General features: G+C 70.2%; 15 protein-coding genes, 2 pseudogenes and 1 riboswitch. Of the genes and pseudogenes, 10 read left to right on the top strand and 7 right to left on the bottom strand.

All coding sequences use genetic code 11. The annotated features are described in order from the left end of the window. Positions 1–381: 381 nt before the first annotated feature. Positions 382–2,601 (bottom strand): asparagine synthase-related protein, encoded by a 2,220-nt coding sequence (locus KQY30_RS19315; RefSeq protein ID WP_217307902.1) that lies wholly within the window; start codon positions 2,599–2,601, stop codon positions 382–384. A 651-nt stretch (positions 2,602–3,252) separates the two neighbouring features. Between KQY30_RS19315 and KQY30_RS19310 the strand changes: the two genes are divergently transcribed. Next, the gene (locus KQY30_RS19310; protein ID WP_217307901.1) at positions 3,253–4,734 is read left to right on the top strand and encodes an MFS transporter; all 1,482 of its coding nucleotides are present in this window, start codon (positions 3,253–3,255) and stop codon (positions 4,732–4,734) included. 160 nt (positions 4,735–4,894) lie between these two features. Beyond that, a complete protein-coding gene (gene lhgO, locus KQY30_RS19305; protein ID WP_217307900.1) occupies positions 4,895–6,112 on the top strand; it encodes an L-2-hydroxyglutarate oxidase in 1,218 nt (405 codons plus the stop codon). 152 nt (positions 6,113–6,264) lie between these two features. Here the strand turns inward: lhgO and KQY30_RS19300 are convergent. The 4 genes and pseudogenes from KQY30_RS19300 to KQY30_RS19285 form a co-directional block, all read right to left on the bottom strand. Next, positions 6,265–6,477: pseudogene (locus KQY30_RS19300) on the bottom strand (hypothetical protein); the annotation flags it as partial. Positions 6,478–6,525: 48 nt separating this feature from the next. Further along, entirely contained in the window at positions 6,526–7,029 is a 504-nt protein-coding gene (locus KQY30_RS19295) for a GNAT family N-acetyltransferase (RefSeq protein WP_217307899.1), read from the bottom strand. Between the two features lie 85 nt (positions 7,030–7,114). Beyond that, positions 7,115–7,342 carry a DUF397 domain-containing protein gene (locus KQY30_RS19290; RefSeq protein ID WP_217307898.1) on the bottom strand — a complete coding sequence of 76 codons (228 nt, stop codon included), beginning with the start codon at positions 7,340–7,342 and terminating at the stop codon, positions 7,115–7,117. Continuing rightward, positions 7,339–8,178 (bottom strand): helix-turn-helix transcriptional regulator, encoded by an 840-nt coding sequence (locus tag KQY30_RS19285; protein ID WP_217307897.1) that lies wholly within the window; start codon positions 8,176–8,178, stop codon positions 7,339–7,341. Before KQY30_RS19285 ends, KQY30_RS19290 begins: the two co-directional genes overlap by 4 nt. 191 nt (positions 8,179–8,369) lie before the next feature. On the opposite strand from KQY30_RS19285, the gene KQY30_RS19280 reads away from it, so the two are divergent. The 6 genes from KQY30_RS19280 (at position 8,370) to KQY30_RS19255 (ending at position 12,326) form a co-directional block, all read left to right on the top strand. After that, positions 8,370–8,825, top strand: coding sequence for an ATP-binding protein (locus KQY30_RS19280; protein ID WP_217307896.1), 456 nt, complete (start codon positions 8,370–8,372; stop codon positions 8,823–8,825). After that, positions 8,822–9,487: a hypothetical protein gene (locus tag KQY30_RS19275; protein ID WP_217307895.1), complete on the top strand. Its 666-nt coding sequence runs from the start codon at positions 8,822–8,824 to the stop codon at positions 9,485–9,487. The genes KQY30_RS19280 and KQY30_RS19275 overlap by 4 nt, the downstream gene beginning before the upstream one ends. Before the next feature lie 269 nt (positions 9,488–9,756). Continuing rightward, a complete protein-coding gene (locus KQY30_RS19270) occupies positions 9,757–9,999 on the top strand; it encodes a hypothetical protein (RefSeq protein ID WP_217307894.1) in 243 nt (80 codons plus the stop codon). Positions 10,000–10,004: 5 nt separating this feature from the next. Further along, positions 10,005–10,520, top strand: a complete 516-nt coding sequence (locus tag KQY30_RS19265; protein WP_217307893.1) for a DUF6879 family protein — start codon at positions 10,005–10,007, stop codon at positions 10,518–10,520. Positions 10,521–10,526: 6 nt separating this feature from the next. After that, entirely contained in the window at positions 10,527–11,378 is an 852-nt protein-coding gene (locus KQY30_RS19260) for a helix-turn-helix transcriptional regulator (RefSeq protein WP_217307892.1), read from the top strand. A 360-nt stretch (positions 11,379–11,738) separates the two neighbouring features. Beyond that, on the top strand, positions 11,739–12,326 hold the full coding sequence (locus KQY30_RS19255; protein ID WP_254407217.1) for a hypothetical protein: 588 nt from the start codon (positions 11,739–11,741) through the stop codon (positions 12,324–12,326). Here the strand turns inward: KQY30_RS19255 and KQY30_RS19250 are convergent. Then, a complete protein-coding gene (locus KQY30_RS19250) occupies positions 12,323–12,727 on the bottom strand; it encodes a hypothetical protein (protein WP_217307891.1) in 405 nt (134 codons plus the stop codon). The genes KQY30_RS19255 and KQY30_RS19250 overlap by 4 nt on opposite strands. A 618-nt stretch (positions 12,728–13,345) precedes the next feature. Here KQY30_RS19250 and trmB point away from each other — a divergent pair. Both trmB and KQY30_RS19240 read left to right on the top strand, forming a co-directional pair. Beyond that, complete coding sequence (trmB, locus tag KQY30_RS19245; RefSeq protein ID WP_254407628.1) at positions 13,346–14,113, top strand: tRNA (guanosine(46)-N7)-methyltransferase TrmB; 768 nt, start codon at positions 13,346–13,348, stop codon at positions 14,111–14,113. Positions 14,114–14,228: 115 nt separating this feature from the next. After that, positions 14,229–15,572: a PrsW family intramembrane metalloprotease gene (locus tag KQY30_RS19240; protein ID WP_217307889.1), complete on the top strand. Its 1,344-nt coding sequence runs from the start codon at positions 14,229–14,231 to the stop codon at positions 15,570–15,572. A gap of 43 nt (positions 15,573–15,615) precedes the next feature. On the opposite strand, the pseudogene KQY30_RS19235 reads toward KQY30_RS19240, so the two are convergent. After that, positions 15,616–16,649, bottom strand: a pseudogene (locus tag KQY30_RS19235) (M23 family metallopeptidase). 11 nt (positions 16,650–16,660) lie between these two features. Next, positions 16,661–16,815, bottom strand: a riboswitch (cyclic di-AMP (ydaO/yuaA leader). Between the last annotated feature and the right edge of the window lie 139 nt (positions 16,816–16,954).

The following is a 16,954-nucleotide window of genomic DNA, read 5'->3' as shown; positions in this document are numbered from 1 at the left end:
GGGCGCTTGGCCTCGCCGGATCCGCCCGGCTGCCGGTTCGTCCTCAAGCGCCGGACGGGCTGTCTTTGCCGGGTCCGCCCGGCCGCGCGTCTGTCCTCAAACGCCGGACGGGCTGGGGGTGCCCGCTGGCCGGGTAGCGCTGGACGGGCCGGGTACGGTCCTCAAACGCCGGACGGGCTGAATTGCCCCACGGCCCGGGGAGCACCTGAGCCGCCGGGGAGCACCTGATCGGCTGGCACCCGCAGGCCGGGTAGCGCCAGACCGGCCAGGTACGGTCCTCAAACGCCGGACGGGCTGAATTGCCCCCCACGGGCTGGCGAGCGCCAGACCAGCCGCACGCCCCCCTCAACCCCGTCAGGCCTGCCGCCCCGCCGGCCGCCGCTACGGCCTCAGCGTCGGCCTCGCGGTCACCCCGCCCGCCACCGCCCTCTGCCGTGGCGCCGCCGTGCCGGTCCAGCAGGTGCCTCGGCGGGACAGCAGGCGGCGTAGCCACAGTTCCGTGGAGACCAGGTCGGCGAGGCCGTCCAGTGGTACGGGCTCGCCCTCCGCCGCCGCGCGGAGCGCCTTGCGTACGACCCGGGCCTCGATCAGGCCCGCGTCCGCCAGCAACGGCGCGTCGAAGAGGTTGATCAGCTCGCCCACCGCCGTCCGCAGCCCCGCCCGGGTCGCCGCGCCCGAGCTGGCCCGGGAGGTCGCCCCCCAGCCCTCCGGCAGATCGTGGATACCGGCCCCGGCGAGGACGGTACGGAGGACCTCCGCGCGGGCGCCCGGCTGGACGCGCAGCGCCTCGGGCAGCTCGCGGCAGGCCCGTACCACCTGGTTGTCGAGATACGGCGCGTGCAGCCGCTGGCTGCGGATCTCCGCGGCCTGCTCCAGGACCCGGTGGTCCGCCGCGTGCCGGGCCAGCGCCGCGCGGGCCCGCGCTTCGCCGGGCCGCTGCACGGACGTCGGCCGGGTCGCCGCGGCCGTCAGACGAACCGATACCTCCGCGAGCGCCTCCCCGGTCAGCCAGCGCGCGGCCGGTCCGGGCCGGGACCAGGTCAGGGCGGCCAGCGAGGCGCCCAGCGGCCCGTTCGCGGCGGCGGACAGCAGCGCCCTGTTGGCCTCGGGAAGCCGGGCCGCGGCCTCTTCGAGACCGGTGCGGTACGGCGTACGGGCCAGTCGGCGCGCCGCCCGGTACACGGTCAGCGGCACGAACAGCGAGGCCGGCGAAGGACCCTCGGCCCTGGCGAGCGCGGTCACCGGATGCAGCAGATGGCGCCGGCGCCGGTCCAGCAGCAGATCCGCGAGCCGCGCCGGATGCGCGTCCAGCACCTCGCGTGCGCCCGCCCCGACGAAGTGGTCGGCACTGCCAGCCGCCAGCCGCCGCCGGTGCCGCTCGGCGGTGACCAGCGAAGGGCCCGGCTCGTCCGTGAGCGGTCCCTCCAGCTCGGCGTACGGCAGGGCCTCCTCGCCCGCCGCGACGACGACGTGGTGCAGCCGGGGGTTGGCGGCGATGGTCCGCGCCCGTTCCAGCTCGGCCTCGTCACGGCTGCCGGTCGCCAGATCGTTGAAGGTGACGGCGAGCAGCCGCTCCCCGGCTCCGGTGCCGTGCCCGAGGACCGTGCCGGGCGCGCCCGGCAGTCCGGCGGCGAGCAGCGCGAGGGTGCCGGACGCGCTGCCGCCGGAGAGATCGGCGCCGATGCCGGGGACCGGCCCGCCCCCGCGTGCGGCGCGCCGGTCCGCGGGCCCCATGCCGGGGACGGGCCCCGGGTCGGGCGGCAGGGTCTCGGGCGCGTGGCGCGGGGCCATGAGCCGTGCCCGTACGGCGTCGACGAGGGCGTCCCGTACGCCCTCCACCGCGCGCTCGGCGTCCCGCTGGGGTCCGGCGACGGCGAGAGAGGAGACCGTTTCGTACCCGGTGATCTCGCGCGACCCCTCACGCAGCACCAGCGCGTGCCCGGGCGGGATGCGCTTGACCCCCACGTACGGAGTGGAGTCGCGCAGCGCCTCCGGCGTCTCCGGGCAGGCGAGGAGCGCGGCGAGGTGCCCGATGTCGAGCTGCGCCTCTATGAGGTCGGCGAGCGGCAGGGCGGCGGTGGCGTACGCGGTGCCGCCCGCCCAGGGCGTGTAGAAGACCGGCCTGGCCCCGGCCAGGTCGCCGACGACGGTGATCCGGCGCCCGATCTGGGCGACCGCCGTGTAACTGCCGGACCAGGCGGTGAGATGGCGCAGCGCGCCGCCACGGGCCGCGAACAGCCCGACCCGCAGTTCCTCGTCGCTGGCCCCGCAACAGCCCAGCACGGCAAGCCTGGTGAAGGGATCGACGGTGACAACACGGACCTCGTCGGGCCGCCAGTCGCCCACGGCCCACAGCGGATCCGGGTCGCCCCACAGCAGTTGGGAACCGACGGGGTGGACGCTGCGGCCCTCGTGGTCCTCGCCCACCGCCCCCGCGGACCCGGCGGCCCCGCCCGTACCGACAGAATCAGCCGCCACGGAGGACCCGAAAGACCCACCGGAGCCCGTGGATCCGTTCGACGGAACCGGACTCGTCCTCCGTACCGGCCCTCCCGTGCCGAAGCGCGCGGCGATACTGCTCCATCCCACCAACCAGCGCATCGCCGCCTCCACAGCCCGTGGACAAGTCGAGCGGGCCCAAGAGCCCCCGGAGCAGGATCGGGAACCCGCTCCGAGCGGCCCGAAACCAAACCCGTCAACCAAACCCGTTCGGGAACATGCTGCCACGACAACAGCGCACAGGAGGGCCTACGGAAGCACGCGTGGGAAAGCGAACGCGCCCCTGGCATGAGCCGTTTGGCGCAGAACCGGTGCTTCACCGACTGTTCGCCAGTGGTACGCCGACAGACGTGATTCAGCCAAACTCCGGGCCCGGTACGGCACTTCAGCACCGGCACACGCTCAGTCCGGGAGGCGTTTCCCGCCTCCCGGACTGATCCACCGCCCGCGGGGATTGGGGCGGCGGGATCCCCCAGCCCACTGGTTCCAGTACGCAGTGGGCCGACCCACGCAGGTCTCATGGAAGCGGTCCCGCCGTTCCGGGGCCAAGAGCGCACGGCCGGGCGCACGGCCACACACCCGGAGCACGAGCCACCGCCGGGGGACTTACGCTCAAGACATGCCACGGACAACAATCCCGCCATACGGAAGTCCGCCCCTTAACGGTCGGGATGTGGCGAACTACGCTGGGTTTACGAATGCCGCGCGCCTATGCCGCGACGCGGCGGCCGTCTGTGTGTCGAGGGGTGACGCATGTCCAGGGAGCTACGCGGGCCGAACGAAAAGCTCGGCACCGTTCTCGCCCTCGCGGGAATCAGCAACGCCGGTCTCGCCCGTCGGGTCAACGACCTCGGGGCGCAACGCGGCCTGACACTTCGCTATGACAAGACCTCCGTGGCGCGATGGGTGTCCAAGGGGATGGTCCCGCAGGGTGCGGCGCCCCATCTCATCGCGGCCGCCATCGGAGCCAAGCTGGGACGCCCTGTCCCCCTTCATGAGATCGGCCTCGCGGACGCGGATCCGGCCCCCGAGGTCGGGCTCGCCTTCCCGCGCGACGTGGGCGAGGCGGTGCGCGCGGCGACGGAGCTGTACCGGCTGGACCTGGCGGGCCGGCGCGCCGGCAGCGGGGGCATCTGGCAGTCCCTGGCCGGATCGTTCGCCGTCAGCGCGTACGCGACACCGGCCTCCAGGTGGCTGATAACACCCGCCGACCCCTCGGTCGCCCGGGATCCGGCGGTCGCGGAGGCGGCGCAGGGAGCGCACGGCACGAACGGTACGAGCGGCCCGGCGGCCGACGCGTCCGCCGAGGTCTCGCCGCTGCGGGTGGGCCACAGCGATGTGGCCAAGCTGCGGGAGGCGGCGTCCGACGCCCGGCGCTGGGACTCCAAGTACGGCGGCGGGGACTGGCGTTCGTCGATGGTGCCGGAGTGCCTGCGGGTCGACGCGGCGCCCCTGCTCCTCGGCGCGTACAGCGACGAGGTGGGGCGCGGGCTCTTCGGGGCCACCGCCGAACTGACCCGGCTGGCCGGCTGGATGGCCTTTGACACCGGGCAGCAGGAGGCCGCGCAGCGCTACTACATCCAGGCGCTGCGGCTGGCGCGCGCCGCCGCCGATGTGCCCCTGGGCGGATATGTGCTGGCCTCCATGTCCCTCCAGGCGACCTATCGCGGGTTCGCGGACGAGGGCGTGGATCTGGCCCAGGCGGCGCTGGAGCGCAATCGCGGCCTGGCCACCGCCCGTACGATGAGCTTCTTCCGGCTGGTGGAGGCGCGCGCGCACGCGAAGGCGGGCGACGCGGCGGCGGCGGGGGCGGCGCTCAAGGCGGCGGAGGGCTGGCTGGAGCGCTCGCGCGAGGGCGACGCCGATCCGTCCTGGCTGGGCTTCTACTCGTACGACAGGTTCGCCGCCGACGCGGCCGAGTGCTACCGGGACCTGAAGGCACCACGCCAGGTACGGCGTTTCACGGAGCAGGCGCTCTCCCGGCCGACGGAGGAGTTCGTACGCTCGCACGGCCTGCGCCTGGTCGTCAGCGCGGTCGCCGAACTGGAGTCGGGCAACCTGGACGCGGCATGCGCGGCCGGCGTACGGGCGGTGGAGGTGGCGGGCCGTATCTCCTCGGCGCGTACCACCGAGTACGTACGGGATCTGCTGCACCGGCTGGAGCCGTACGGGGACGAGCCCAGGGTCGCCGAGCTGCGGGAGCGCGCGCGCCCCCTGCTGGTGGCGCCCGCGTAGAGCCGGTGCTGTCCCGGGCCCTGCCGCAGGCCCTGTGGACGGTGTGGTGGCGGGTGCGGTCGACGGTCCTGCCGCGGGTGCTGTGGATCTTCACGGATCCGTGGTTTAAGCAGGTCGCCCGCGGGCCAGTGCACTATCGGGGTGGGAGGTGGCGCGCGCTATGAGCGGACGCGTGGGATTCGACTGCGATGTGCTGGTGATCGGCGGCGGGATCGTCGGCCTGTCGACGGCGTACGCGATCACGCGCGCCGCGCCGGGCACCCGTGTGGTGGTGCTGGAGAAGGAGCCGGGCCCCGGGCGGCACCAGACCGGCCACAACAGCGGAGTGATCCACAGCGGGGTCTACTACCGCCCGGGATCGCTCAAGGCGCGCTACGCGGTGCGCGGCTCCGCCGAGCTGGTCAAGTTCTGCGCCGAGTACGGCATCGCGCACGAGGTCACCGGGAAGCTGATCGTGGCGACCGGGCGGGACGAGCTGCCCCGGCTGCACGCCCTGGTCCAGCGCGGCCGGGAGAACGGCATTCCGGTACGGGAGCTGGGCCCCGCGCAGATCACGGAGTACGAGCCTCATGTGCGCGGCCTCGCGGCGATCCAGGTCGGCACGACCGGGGTCTGCGACTTCCTCGCGGTCGCGGAGCAGCTCGCCGAGTCCGCGGGCGCGTCGGGCGCGTCGGTGCGGTACGGGGCGGAGGTCACGGCGGTCGACCGGCGCCCCTGGGGGGTCGCGGTCCGCACGGCGGCCGGGGACATCGTCAGGTCGCGGGTCCTGGTGAACTGCGCGGGGCTCCAGTGCGACCAGGTGGCGCGGCTGGCGGGCGACGAACCGGGGATGCGGATCGTGCCGTTCCGGGGCGAGTACTACGAGCTGGCCAGGCCGGGGCTGGTACGGGGTCTGGTCTATCCGGTACCGGACCCGGCGTTCCCGTTCCTGGGGGTGCATCTGACCCGGGGCATCGACGGAACAGTCCACGTCGGGCCGAACGCGGTCCCGGCGCTGGCCCGCGAGGGCTACACCTGGAAGGCCGTACGCCCCGCGGAGGTGGCCGGCACCCTGGGCTGGCCGGGCGCGTGGCGTACGGCACGCAAGCACTGGCGGTACGGAGCGGGCGAGCTGCACCGCTCGCTGTCCAAGCGGGCCTTCGCGACGGCCGTACGGAGACTGCTCCCCGCGGTCACGTCGACGGACCTGCGCCCGGCGGCGTCCGGGGTACGCGCCCAGGCGGTGCTACGGGACGGAACGCTGGCGGACGACTTCCTGATCCAGGAGCGTCCGCGCACGGTCCATGTCCTCAACGCGCCATCACCGGCGGCGACGGCGTCACTGCCGATCGGCAGGGAGGTAGCGAGGCGGGCGCTGGGGATGCTGGACGGGGTGTGAGGCGCGCGGGTCGGGCGTGGGCGGGGGGCGTGGGCGGGGGGGCGGGGGGGGCAACCCCGCGCGCGGGGAGCACTCGCAGGTCTTGCGGTACCGGACGCGCCCCATGGGAACAGCCCCGCGTGCGCGGGGAACACGCATCACATAGCGGGCGTCTCCCGGTAATCGCGCGAGGGGATCACCACGACCAGCCGCCCCCCGAGCGCAATGACCTCCTGTGCGAACAGACTGTCCGCCCCGGCCGCGATGCACGACACCCCGGTCAGGTCACCGCGATACCGCGCCAGCACCTCACGCAGCGCAGCCCGTACGAGCGGCACGCTCGCCTCGGTCAGGTCCATGTGCCCGGTCACCGCTAGCGTCGCCACACCCTTACCCCCTCAAAACGAAGCGAACGCACCAGCGGTGCGGCCCGCTCACAGCTTCCGGACCATCACGGCATACAGCGGGGAGTCGTCCGAGGGTTTTGCCTCGCCTGCTTTGCTGTAGTTCCAACGCTCGTACAGAGCCTGGACTCTTGGGCGTCCGGCGTCCACCAGGAGCGTGACCATGTCGGCCGGCACTGACCCGAGCAACGCGTCGTGGATCCGCCGCGCACGTCCCGTACCGCGCCATTGGGGAGTCACCATGAGTTCGGACAGGGCAAACACGGAGCCCCTGAGGCCGGAGGGGCGCCGGTGCCCCTTCCACCAGCCGCCCGGCTTGAACACCGAGCCGTACGCATAACCAACCGGGCCACTCTCCTCCCAGCCGGAAACGCACCGCCAGTCCTCCCGCGAGGACCAGAGGTCGACGAAGTAGGAGAAACGCTCACGCGAGTGGAACGGGTCGGGATCGTCGGCGTACGCCTCGTCATGGATGTCCAGCAACAACGAGCGCACATCCGGCCCGTCCGCGTGCGTGTAGCGCTTCAGCTCCATCGGGCGAACTCCTCAATCCACTCAGCGAAGAGCCCCGCCGATCCGAACGGAAGGAAGGGCGGGGCTCAGCGCGGAGGCGCGCAGATCACGCGCCGAAGATACGGCCGAACTCGCCCGCCTTGACGCCCGCCACGAACGAAGCGAACGCATCGGCAGGAAGGTTCAGAACCGGACCACTCGGGTCCTTGGAGTCACGGACAGGAACCACGCCGGTAGCCGACGCGTACGCGGGGGCCCACTCAACGCAGGTGCCGCCGTTGTTGCTGTAGGAGGACTTGACCCAACGGAGTTCGGTCGTGGTCGTGGTTGTCACGGGGTGCCCTTTCGTACCTCATTGATCATGTCCACTGATGCCGCTTGCGACAGCGATACGGCCTGTAGTTGATGGTAGGCCGTCAACATGCCCCGGACGAATACGAGTTCCCGGTCCAGGTGTCCCTGGGTCTGAGACTCCATATACGCGACGACGGAGCAATCGGACAGGGTGAGCAGGTTGACCGATCGGTCAAACGTCCTGTGCTCCCCGATCGCGTACGGGGCGATATGCAGCGCGGTGTTGGGGAGCGCGGCGAACTCAATCAACCGATCAAGCTGAGCCCCCATGACCCCGGGTCCGCCCACCGGCCTGCGGATGCAGCTCTCATCCATGACCACCAGCACCATCGGAGGACGGGGCCGTACCAGCGCGGACTGCCGCTCGGCCAGGAACGAAACTCGCTCATCTGCCTGTTCGCGCGTGATGGCACCCCGATGTACGGCGCTGTCCGCCAGCACCTGTGCGTACTCCGGGGTCTGAAGAAGCCCCGGAATGATCCCGACCTCGAACACCCTGATCTCTACCGCTCGGCCCTCAAGTCCGACGTACTCGGGGAAGCCTTCGAGCAGCGAACCGTGCCGCATCTCGCCCCACTCGCGCTCGAACGAGGCGGCAGTGCCGACAATCCCAAAGGCGAGATCGAGCTTGCGCGAGAGCGGGAGGGTCGGCGGTTTGCGGGCAGTTTCCAGGGCCGAAATATGCTGGCTGGAACATGAAACACGCCCGGCTAAGTCCTCCTGGTTCCAGCCACGTTCCTCCCGCAATTTACGCACACGGGCCCCAAACGCCGCTCGCGGGCTGCTCTCGGGGTTCAACTCCTTGCGATTGACCATGGGTTACCCAAGCCTTCCTTCGCTTCGGATTACTTGAAGGCTTCTCGACTCTACGCCACTCTGAGTGCCCCCGGTAGTCGTTTCGCTACGGAGAGGAGTCAGCCTTGCCCTGCAAGCGCACTCCTCGCAAGTTCCGCAGCAGCGCAGCCGAGTTGACTGAGAGTGAAAAGGGCAGATGGAGGCCGTGTGACATGTACGGGAAACCCACGCCGAACCCAACGAACCCAACGGGCAGCCGCGTTGTGCTGCGGTGGAGCCGAGACCCGCGATGCGTCGCGCTCGCACGGCTCGAACTGCGCAAGGCCCTGGAGGACTGGGGCCTGTCGGAACTGGAGGACTCGGCCGTCCTGATCCTCTCCGAACTCCTCAGCAATGCCGGCCTGCACGCCAAAGTGACACCGGAACAGGTCATCGAAACGCGCTACTTCCGCAGCTCCGGGGCACTGCGCATCGAGGTCCACGACGGCTCGCCGGACCGCCCCCAGCCTCGGCCGGCCGGCCCGGAGGCATCGGACGGGCGGGGGCTGCTCCTGGTCGACGCACTGGCGGACGAGTGGGGCGTGGCCGACCGGGCCGGGCCCGGGAAAGTGGTCTGGGCGTCCCTGTCCGTGCCGGTCGTGCGGCCCAGTGAGAGGGACTGCCCATGACCACGCCAACAGGGAAACCCCCGGTCGTCCCGTACATCGCCTGCTGGTCCTCCGAACACCGGCCCCAGGGCACGCTGATCGTCCGCGGCGGGGGCATCGCGTACGCCGACGAAGGACCGTACGAACGCGACGACCTCGGCGTCCTCTGGAAACGCGTGGGACTCAGCCCGGGGAGAGGACGCCCGGAGTTCGGCAACGTCCACTTCCTGCGCCAGCGCCGGGCCATGCGCAAACAGCTCTGCCAGATCTGCGGCGGGCCGTCCGACCGTACCGACGACGGCACACTCTGGCTGGTCGGCGAGGACGCCGACTACCCGGACCTCCACAAACCCGGCTACGTCACCACCCACCCACCGCTCTGCGTCCCCTGCGCCGTCACCTCGGCCGGAACCTGCCCCCACTTACGCAAACGCCACGTCGCTCTGCGGGTCAAGACATTCGCGGTAGCGGGGGTGCACGGTGTCGTGTACCAGCCGGGCGGACTGTTCCCGGTGATGTGCGACGCGGGCGGGATCGCCTTCGAAAGCTGGCGCATCCCCTGGGTACTCGCAGGCCAACTCGTCATGGAACTCCAGGAATTCACGCTCGTAGACCTGGCAGCCGAACACGCCGCCTACCTGAAACGGACCGAGGCGCGAGCCGGACTCTTCGACAAACGCTGAAACGAGCGCCAGCGATGACGTGCCCCTGCTCTTCGCAGTACCACAGCGCACGGACACATGGAAGTCCTCGATGGCGCGGCCCAGCTCGACAGGCAGTCGCACGGGATCGGGCAGCGCCCCGCCACCGCAGTCGGGGGTTTTCTGCGCCCCCCGGGATGAACTCGATACCTGATGCACCATCAGATTCTGCCAGGGTCTTGACGCGCCGGCCTCACGGGTGAGTGCCTTGCAATCGGCTGCAATTCGATCGACCGCGGGAAAGGGTAGACATGAAACTGCGCTTCCTTGGGATCATCCCGAACACGCCAGACACCGACTCGCCCACGATTTGGCTGGATGAAGACAGCGGCGATCTGTTGATCCAGTCGTACCGGGCCGCTGAGGAAGAGGTGAGGGCGTGCCAGAAGACTGGTTCGATCCCCGGGCACAGCACGGAGGTTCCGGACCACGAGGTGATCATCCGTCTGCCCAAGGTCATGCGGCAGTACCTGCCGCCTCACGACAGCGAGTAGGGACGATGACGAACCCTGTACTTGAGGGACTGGCGAAGGCCCGCCACTCCGCCATTCACCTGGAGATGCGCGACGCCTACCAGCCCAGTGACGCCGAGTTCATCGCGTGGCAGAACGGGAGGCGGCTGGATCCTGCCGCTGATCGGTCCGAGTGGTGGCGGCCGTTCCTGGATGTGGTGACGGAGACAAGGGCGCGGGGCGTGGTCATGCGACGTGCCCGGATCGTCTCGGAGCCGGTCACGGACTACATCCGGTACGAGTACGACGTCACGTTTCCGAATGTTGCGGCCGGCGAGTTGGTGCGCTGGCTACCCCGGCGGAAGGCCGCTGACATTCCGCTGCCCGGTACTGACCTGTGGATGTTCGACAGCGAGGCGGTGTTGTTCACGCACTTCTCCGGGGTCGGGGAAGTCGTGGACCGGGAATGGCGGACGGAGCCGGAAGTCGTCCAACTAGTGACACACGCCTTTGAGTTGGTGTGGAACCGAGCTACGCCGCACGAGGAGTACAAGCCGGCCTAGTACATCATGGCGGACATATCAGGATCATCCAGCGTCCAGCAAGCCCGGCAGCTCCTTGCCGACCGCTTAAGGGAGTTGGTCAAGGACGCCGGGCTTGAGGGCAAGGATCTCGCCGCGTTGTGCGGCTGGCATCCGTCCAAGGTCTCCCGGATCTCGACAGCGAAGACACAGCCCAGTGCCGACGACATCCGCGCGTGGTGCCGAGCGTGCGGCGCGGAAAACCAGACGGACGACCTGATCGCTTCTCTGCGGACCGTAGAGGGCATGTGGGTGTCCTGGCGCCGGATGGAGGGCGCGGGGCTGCGGCGGGCACAGGAAGCGCGCTTGCCGCTGTACGAACGAACCCGCTGGTTTCGAGCCTACTCGCCGGGTCTCTTCCCTGGCCTGCTCCAAACGTTCGGCTACACCGAGGACGTGTTGCGCGCTGTTCAGCAGAGACGGGTTCCGGTCGATGACGTGGCCGACGCTGTGGCCGCCCGCATGGAGCGTCAGCAAGTGCTGTACGAGGGACAGCGACGCTTTGCGTTCCTGGTTGAGGAGTCCACTTTGAGCAACGGGCTCGGCACCGCTGAGACGCAAGCAGAGCAGCTTGACCACCTGCTGACAGTCAACGTGCTGTCCAACGTGAGCGTTGGGGTAGTGCCGACTCGACTCGGCCGTGAGCGGATGCCGGTGGAGGGTTTTTGGATCTTCGACAAGGCGCAAGTGAACGTAGAGCTTGTGTCCGGCTACCTCACGCTCACGCAGCCCAGCGAGGTCGCGGCCTACGCCGACACGTTCGCCACCCTGGCCGACATGGCCGTCTACGGCGACAAGGCCCGTGCGCTGCTGGCCAAGGCGCGTGACTCTCTCGTGTAATCGGCCCGCAATCGCGTGCAATCGGCTGTGGACCGGCGTTCCGGCGCCCCTAGCGTGGGACACAGCGCACGGCCGATCGATCTGCCGGACCGGACGGGCGAGTTGGACGAACAGCCACCGAACGGGCCGCTAGGCCCTGTCCGGCGGATCTTCGCGGGCCCGGAACGCCTGGCACGGCACCTCTCTGCGTTGTCGGAGTCGTCCAAGTACGTCCAGTACGAGGACGATCCTCCGCCTTGCGATGCTCCCCCGTAGCCTGAACGGCACGGGAGGGACCCCCTCCACCAGCCGCCCCAGGCTGATCCACGAAGACCCGCCGGACAGGACCTAGTGCACGCAGCCGAAAAGGAGAGTGCAGGAGTGAGCAAGGGAATCCCGGCCCTTCCCGCCGCTGAGACGGTGGCGGAACGAGCGAAAGAGATGCTGTCTGCGTTGGAGGCGGACGAGGAGTTCTCCGCCTTTGTCGTGGCCAGTCTCAAGTATGACGAGGACTGGACGTGCTACAGCGGGACGCCGATTATCAGCCGGTACAACCAGGAGACCGACGCGGCCCCGCTGTTCGCGGAAGGTATGCGGGCGCTGTGCCTCAAGGCTGCCGTGTTCGAAATGACCGGCGACGAGAACGCGGCTGAAATTCCGATCGCCATTCCGGTGGACGAGATGACGCACGCGATGATCGCGCAACCGCAACTGTTGGCGCGCATCACGGAACGCGTCGGCATTCAGATAATCCACCAGACCAACCAGGAACATACGGATTGGCGGACGAATGACTACACCCACCAGGCGTACCAAGCTGCTTGGGGAGAACCGCCCGGCCGGTACTGGATCGACCACGAGGAAGCCACGCGTCGACTCGACATCCTCCGGGGGAAGTACACGGAGGCGGGCTTCCTGAACATGGGCCGGGCCCACGTGATCGATTTCGGTGAATTGGTCACGGCCTAGCTCAACGCCCGGCGCAGGACAGAAACCGCGTCCACATCGGAAAATCGAGTACCGATCTGTTCCGATGCCTGCGAAATCAGGTCATCCAGCAGCACCGGAGCGGCCCCGTACAACACATCGTGAAGGTAGGCGACCAACTCGGACGGGTCGGTCGGCAAGTGCAATTCAATGGCCAGTGGGGCATTTTCGCTCTTGTAGGCGCCGACCGGCAACCCGACCTTTTCCGGGTGTACGCAAACCGGGGTTCCGTCCGCTGCGTACCGGTGCCCGTCTTCCGGATCGAATGGGCAATCTTTCGTCGGCCGTGCCCATACGTCGAAACCTCCAACAGGGAAACGGCGAGAAGGGCAGATACCGCAAGCGCGGTGAAGAACGTCACCGCTGACGAAAGGTTCAGCCATAGAACGAGCCTAGCCCCAACAGGCAGGCGCAGACGCCCAATCCGACCGGAACAACCCTGGACAGGTCCAGCCGTTCGGAATGGGTGCACGGCCCTCTTCGGCGGCCATTGGGAGCACGCCCTGGAGGATGAGGGAGCGAACCCCGGCGCGCGCCGTGTGAGCCCCCGCCCGGCCTCGTTCGTGCGCTGCCGCCCCTGGCGGGCGAACGGGGCTTCCTACTCGCTGGCAGGCATCCGTGGTACCCGGCGAACACGTCAACGGCCCGGTCGTGGCCGTCGACCGGCACGTCCGGCGCCGGACCGAGCGCCTGCGGCGGCAGACCGAGCGCGTCGATGAACAGGCGTGTACGGGCGGGCTCGCGTGTACGGGCGGGCTCGGCCGGCCGCGAAGTTCGGCCCCGGGCGGTGCTTCGGCGAGGGACACTGGCAGACGGGCGGGGCGTGAACGGGCGCGGCGGGCGTTCCCGTGGGCGCTCCGTAGAATCGGTGCGTTGTGGCCACGCGTGAGAAGACCGGGATGACTGAGATGGCTGAGACCGCCGAGACGGCTGGGCGCGCCGGGCGGGCCGCGCCGGAGTCCGGGCACGGCCCCGGCGCGGCCGGCCGGGCCGGGGAGCGCATGATGAGCCGGATGTTCCCCGGCGGTACCGGGCCCGCCGCCGACCCCGCGGGCTCCCACTTCGAGCGCCGTATCCGCAGCTTCCAGCCGCGCCGCAGCCGGGTGACCCCGGGCCAGGCCGACGCGCTGCGCCGGCTGTGGGCCGCCTGGGGCCTGGACATCGACGGACAGCGGGTCCTCGATCCGCGCGAGCTGTTCGACGGGCTGCCGGTCGTCCTGGAGATCGGCTTCGGGATGGGCGAGGCGACCGCGCGGATGGCCGCCGACGACCCGGGCACCGGGATCCTCGCGGTCGATGTGCACACCCCCGGCCAGGGCAATCTCCTCCGGCTCGCGGAGGAGAACGGACTGACCAATGTCCGGGTGGCCAACGGCGACGCGATCATCCTGCTCAGGGAGATGCTGGCGCCGGAGTCCCTGGACGGGCTGCGGATCTACTTCCCGGACCCCTGGCCCAAGAAGCGGCACCACAAGCGGCGGCTGATCCAGCCGGAGTTCCTCACCCTGGCCGCGGGGCGGCTGAAGCCGGGGGCGGTACTGCACTGCGCGACCGACTGGGAACCGTACGCCGAGCAGATGCTCGCGGAGCTGACGGCCCACCCCGGCTTCGAGAACACCCAGCGGGACGGCGGATACGCGCCACGGCCGGCCTTCCGGCCGCTGACCCGGTTCGAGGGCCAGGGCCTCGACAAGGGCCACACGGTCCACGACCTGCTGTTCCGCCGCGTACGGGAACTGCCGCCCGCAGAGCCGGCGCAGCCCGCGTAACGGCGGTTGCCGAGGCCGTGGCAGTCTCGCCCGTACGCGCCCCCGACCCCGCGTAACCGCCGGTAGCCGCACAGGCACCATCGTGGTTGTCGGTGCCGCTCGCTACTGTCATCGGGTGTCGGAAGCCTCGCAGCAGCGCCTCGAACCGGGTCCGGCGATTCCTGTCCACGAGCCCTCGCAGCGGCTCGAAGGACCGGAGGCCGCCGGTCCCGCGCCCGCGTCCGGGCGCTTTCGGCCGCGTCGCGCGTTCTGGCGCCGCCGGGCGGTGCGCGCGGCGGCCGTGATCACGGTGCTCGCGCTCTGCGGCCTGGTGATCCTGGCGCTGGTGCGGGACCAGACCGGCACGGACGGCTTTCTGGTCGGCCTCGGGCTCGGCGTCCTGCCCGTACCGCTGCTGATGGCGGCGTTCCGCTGGCTGGACGGGGTCGATCCCGCCCCCTGGCGGAATCTGCTGTTCTCCTTCGCCTGGGGCGCCTTCGCGGCCGCGCTCGTCGCGATCATCGCCAACACCTTCGCGACCCAGTGGATAGCGACCGCCACCGCGGACCCGGCCGGCGCGCAGTCCCTCGGCGCGACGGTGATAGCCCCGGTCGTGGAGGAGAGCACCAAGGCCGCGGCGGTCCTGCTGCTGTTCCTGTTCCGCAGGAGGGAGTTCACCGGGCTGGTCGACGGGGTCGTGTTCGCGGGCTTCACCGCCACCGGCTTCGCCTTCACCGAGAACATCCTGTATCTCGGCAGCGCCTTCGGCGAGGACCGGAGCATGGGCAGCGCGGGCCTGGCCTCCGTCACGGCCGCGACCTTCTTCGTACGGGTGGTGCTGTCGCCGTTCGCGCACCCGCTCTTCACCGTGCTCACGGGCATCGGCTTCGGGCTGGCGGCGATGGCCCCGCGCCGCCGGCGAATACGCAGGTTCGTCCTGCCGCTGCTCGGACTGGCGCTGGCGATGGGCACGCACGCGCTGTGGAACGGCTCGTCGTCGCTCTTCGGTCCGTACGGCTTCTACGCGGTGTACGGGCTGTTCATGGTCCCGGTCTTCGGTCTGGTGACCTGGCTGGCGATCTGGAGCAGACAGCGCGGGCTGCGGACGGTCGCGGCCGAGCTGCTCGCGTACGCCGAGGCCGGCTGGCTGCCGTCGGCCGCACCCCAGGCGCTGTCCTCGATGCGGGCGCGCACCGTGGCGCGCGATTTCGCACACCGTACGTTCGGACCGCAGGCGGCCAGGGCGGTGGTGGAGTACGAGGCGTCCGCGACGACCCTGGCGTTCCTGCGCCACCGCGCCCGCCGCGGCACGGCGGGACCGGACTTCGCGGGGCGCGAGCGTGAGCTGCTGGACCGGCTGTGGGCCCGTGGGGGTACGGCAGGGCCCGCGCTGACCTTCGCCGCGCGGGCCACCGGACGGGTACGGGTGCCGCCGCCGTACATCGACTACGACGGCTTCAACCCGTACCGCCAGTACTGAACCCCGGCACGGAGGAAACCCGTGCCGGAGGGAGGAGCAAGCGTCAGGGAGTCAGGCCCTTGTCGGCCAGCCAGCTCATCGGGTCGATGCCCGTGCCGTCCGCGGTGTGCACTTCGAGGTGCAGATGCGGCCCGGTCACATTGCCGGTCGCGCCGACCCGCCCGATGGTCTCGCCGGTGGTGACCTTCTGTCCGGCGGTGACGGTCATCGAGGACTGGTGGCAGAACCACAGCTCCGTACCGTCGTCCAGTTGCAGGATCGTGCGGTAGCCGTACGAGCCCGACCAGCCGGCCGAGGTGATCGTGCCGCTGTGCACGGCCTTGATGGGCGTGCCCGTCGGGGCGGCGAAGTCCAGGCCGGTGTGGTAGCCGGAGGACCACATGGAGCCGGACTGGCCGAAGGTGGAGGTGATCGTGTACGAGGAGGTCGGCAGGGTGAAGCTGGCGGCCAGCTTCGCGAGGCGCTCCGCCTCCGCCTTGGCCTTGGCTTCCGCCTCGGCCTTCTTCCGTGCCTCTTCGGCCTTCTTCTCGGCCTCGGTCTGCTGCTTCTTCGCCAGCGCCGCGGCCTGCTCGGCCGCCGCGCGCTCCGCGGCCGCCTTCTCGGCGGCGTCGGCCTCGTTCTGCTGCTGCTCGGCCTGCTGGAGGATCCGGGCCCGCAGGGCCTCGCCGGCGTCGGTGGCACCCTGCTCGGCGTCCGCCGTCGTCATCCCGGCGGTGGTGAGGGGCGCGCTGGCCAGCGGATCGGGCTCGGTGTCGTCGTTCCCCGCCAGCGACCCCATGCCCGGCAGGGAGCCGGCGTCGGGGAGGTTGTCCGTGATGGCGTCCGGCAGGGATATGGAGACCGGGGGCTTGTCCTGCGCGGTGGCCATGCCGCCCGCGCCGACGGCGGCTATGACCCCGACGCCGAGGACCGTGGAGCTACGGGCGAAGCCGTTGCGCTGCTTGCCGACGCGGTGCCTGCCGCGTACCGGGCGTATGGATTCCTCGGTCGGGTTCCACTCCCCCAGGCCCGCTCCGGCTCGTCACCGAACGGGGTGGTTTCGAAGGGGGCGGTGGGGGCAGGCTGATTGGACGCCACTGAGGCGCACTCCTTTCCTTCCTTCTCGCCTACCGGGTTAGCTGACGGGTTCGGAGCAGGAAGGTCTCCTACGGGTGCTCTGAGCTGCGCGGAGCAGCAAAGAACTCCCGATTCACCCCAATTGGTGGTTCCCCGGTTCCCTTGCGGGATTCGGCGCGTGCGCACGGTGCCATCTCTTGCGACGGCTGGGACGACCGCGCTGCGTTATCGAACGTTAATAGAGACCGGGCCCTTATTCCAAGCCGTTCCGGGTGATCATTAACAACTTCGCATCGGACACACCAGGGCACATGCATACGCAATCG

This window comes from Streptomyces sp. GMY02 (genome assembly GCF_019056675.1).
In the GTDB taxonomy this organism is placed as follows: domain Bacteria; phylum Actinomycetota; class Actinomycetes; order Streptomycetales; family Streptomycetaceae; genus Streptomyces; species Streptomyces odonnellii.
Note: the sequence above shows the minus strand (reverse complement) of the source record. Positions and strands in the feature narration are given on the sequence as shown.

Excerpts from the sequence above, each read along its gene's own strand:
- KQY30_RS19285 (WP_217307897.1), bottom strand. The coding sequence starts at position 8,178 with ATGGTCAATCGCAAGGAGTTGAACCCCGAGAGCAGCCCGCGAGCGGCG.
- KQY30_RS19250 (WP_217307891.1), bottom strand. The coding sequence starts at position 12,727 with ATGGCTGAACCTTTCGTCAGCGGTGACGTTCTTCACCGCGCTTGCGGT.
- KQY30_RS19280 (WP_217307896.1), top strand. The coding sequence starts at position 8,370 with ATGTACGGGAAACCCACGCCGAACCCAACGAACCCAACGGGCAGCCGC.
- KQY30_RS19295 (WP_217307899.1), bottom strand. The coding sequence starts at position 7,029 with ATGGAGCTGAAGCGCTACACGCACGCGGACGGGCCGGATGTGCGCTCG.
- KQY30_RS19265 (WP_217307893.1), top strand. The coding sequence starts at position 10,005 with ATGACGAACCCTGTACTTGAGGGACTGGCGAAGGCCCGCCACTCCGCC.
- KQY30_RS19260 (WP_217307892.1), top strand. The coding sequence starts at position 10,527 with ATGGCGGACATATCAGGATCATCCAGCGTCCAGCAAGCCCGGCAGCTC.
- KQY30_RS19275 (WP_217307895.1), top strand. The coding sequence starts at position 8,822 with ATGACCACGCCAACAGGGAAACCCCCGGTCGTCCCGTACATCGCCTGC.
- KQY30_RS19310 (WP_217307901.1), top strand. The coding sequence starts at position 3,253 with ATGTCCAGGGAGCTACGCGGGCCGAACGAAAAGCTCGGCACCGTTCTC.
- lhgO (WP_217307900.1), top strand. The coding sequence starts at position 4,895 with ATGAGCGGACGCGTGGGATTCGACTGCGATGTGCTGGTGATCGGCGGC.
- KQY30_RS19315 (WP_217307902.1), bottom strand. The coding sequence starts at position 2,601 with ATGCGCTGGTTGGTGGGATGGAGCAGTATCGCCGCGCGCTTCGGCACG.
- KQY30_RS19270 (WP_217307894.1), top strand. The coding sequence starts at position 9,757 with ATGAAACTGCGCTTCCTTGGGATCATCCCGAACACGCCAGACACCGAC.
- trmB (WP_254407628.1), top strand. The coding sequence starts at position 13,346 with ATGATGAGCCGGATGTTCCCCGGCGGTACCGGGCCCGCCGCCGACCCC.